This window comes from Finegoldia magna (assembly GCF_018371055.1).
In the GTDB taxonomy this organism is placed as follows: domain Bacteria; phylum Bacillota; class Clostridia; order Tissierellales; family Peptoniphilaceae; genus Finegoldia; species Finegoldia magna_I.
Map to the genome: position 1 here is coordinate 1 of NZ_JAGYZD010000379.1, position 1,049 is coordinate 1,049.

The window sequence follows — 1,049 nt, forward strand, 5'->3', positions numbered from 1 at the left end:
ATGATTGCTGGTGCACAAGCGACAGCTGTTCAACACTTTAATGCACCGAAATATGTAGGTGGAGCTATTATGGCTGCGGTTGTTATTTTAGTCGTAATGCTTGGATTAGGTAAGATTGTAGATGTTATCGGTAAGATTGGACCTGTTATTGCGATAATGGCAATAGTAATAGGGTTAATTTCTATATTCATGAATATGGGTAATTTACAATCAAGTCTTGATCTTATTGAAAAATTAGTTAACAGTGGAGAAATTAAAGTAGCTAGTAAGAACTTCTTCCTAGCAGCTGGATCATATGTAGGGTTTAATATGATATGGCTAGTTGCATTCTTGGCAGAAGTAGGAAACAAGGCAAAGAGCTTAAAAGATGCAGAAGCTGGAGTTTTCTTGGGATCTACAGGATTTTCAGTTGCAATATTCATCATGAGTATAGCAATTATTTTATCAATTCCTGATTTGTACGATTCACAAATTCCAGTATTGGTTTTAGCCGGTAAAATTCATCCAGTTCTTGCAACAATATTCTCAATATTTATAATGTTGGGTATATTTACAACATCTGTTCCATTGTTATGGACTGTAACTGGAAGATTCTTTGATGAAGGAACTAAGAAATACAAATTATTTACTTTAATAGCTGGTATTGTTGGGGCAATCATTGGATTGACTTTGAAGTTTGACTCATTAGTAAACATCGTTTACGTTGTTAATGGATATATAGGAATGGTTCTATTAGCATGGATGATTATAAGAAGTGCAACTGGAAAAGCTAAAAAACAAAGAATGGAAGCTGCACAAAGAAATAATATTGAATTTGAAGATTAAATAAAGGTCAGCGATTATTTGCTGACCTTTTTAATGAGTTTATTTATAAAAATTTACTATTAATCAGATAAATAAATAACAAAATAATTTATTATAAAAATCGAATATCCAACAAAAAAACAGCCTAATTAAAGGCTGTTTTTTTAAAATAATAATAAGAAGAATATTCACTTTAAGTGAAATGTTAGATTTTATAAAAATTTACAATATTCGCTTCTGATATC

General features: G+C 30.6%; 1 protein-coding gene. It reads left to right on the forward strand.

The features are described 5' to 3' along the window. The coding region (locus tag KHW44_RS10020) for a hypothetical protein (protein ID WP_304069016.1) at positions 1-825 on the forward strand (825 nt) is incomplete at its 5' end. Between the last annotated feature and the right edge of the window lie 224 nt (positions 826-1,049).